Origin of the sequence: Micromonospora phytophila (genome assembly GCF_023656545.1) — a bacterium.
GTDB classification, from domain to species: domain Bacteria; phylum Actinomycetota; class Actinomycetes; order Mycobacteriales; family Micromonosporaceae; genus Micromonospora; species Micromonospora phytophila.
This window is the reverse complement of sequence record NZ_JAMOKF010000627.1, coordinates 1-1,013: the sequence shown is the minus strand read 5'-3', so window position 1 is coordinate 1,013 and position 1,013 is coordinate 1. Positions and strand designations below refer to the sequence as shown.

1 protein-coding gene is annotated in these 1,013 nt (G+C 68.3%); it reads left to right on the top strand.

Annotated features, from left to right (window positions below; all coding sequences use genetic code 11):
* Window positions 1-147: 147 nt before the first annotated feature.
* Window positions 148-1,013 (top strand): IS5 family transposase (locus tag NCC78_RS31885; RefSeq protein WP_308220986.1); only part of this gene is annotated, 866 nt, incomplete at its 3' end.

Here is a 1,013-nt window from a genome sequence, read left to right as displayed (position 1 = left end):
AGAGCCTGGTAAATAAGGGGTTCGGGGTGTCGGCGGATCGCGCAAGAGATTGATGATCGCGCTCGTTGCCGGCGTGGCGGCGTGACATGGTGAAGGGCCTTCGGTACGAGCAAAGGCGACTAAACCAGCACGACCGAAGGCCCAACCCTGTCTGTATACCTTGTCGCCGGCGTCGCCGCATCTACCACCCCGGCCACCGTTGACGATCACCTGCCCACCGCCCGGCCGCGGCACTATCCGTCCGACACCTCGGATGCCGAATGGCAGGTCCTGGCTCCGCACGTCCCGGCCGGGACCGGACGCGGACGGCCGATCACCTACCCCCGCCGCGACATCGTGGACGCGATCCGCTACCTCGACCGCACCGGCTGCCAGTGGAACGCGCTGCCCGCCGACTTCCCGCACCACAAGCTCGTCTACCACTACTTCACGACCTGGACCCGCGACGGAACCCTGAACCGCATGCACAACAGCCTGCGGGAACAGGTCCGCGAACAGGTCGAGGGTCGTAACCGGCAACCAACGGCTGCGCTGGTCGACTCCCAGTCGATACGGGGCGCGGAGACCGTCGGCCGGCCAGGGCGTGGCTTCGACGCGGGGAAGAAGGTCAACGGCCGGAAACGGCACATCGCCGTCGACACCTGCGGACTACTGCTCGCGATCCTGGTCACCGGCGCGAACGTGCAGGACCGCGACGCCGCCCGGCCGCTGCTGTGGGCGCTACGCGCCTGCTTTCCCACCATCGGCCTGACCTGGGCCGACAGCGGCTACGCCGGCCGGCTCGTCGGCTGGGCCGCCGCCCACCTAACCCTGACCGTGCAGATCGTCGCGAAGCTCGCCGGGCAGACCACGTTCGTCGTCCTGCACCGCAGATGGGCGGTCGAGCGCACGTTCTCCTGGATCAACCGGTGCCGACGCACGGTCCGAGACTACGAACGGCTACCCGACCACCACGCCGCGATGGTCCAATGGGCCATGATCATCGTCATGACCCGCCGCCTCGCCCGCCACCA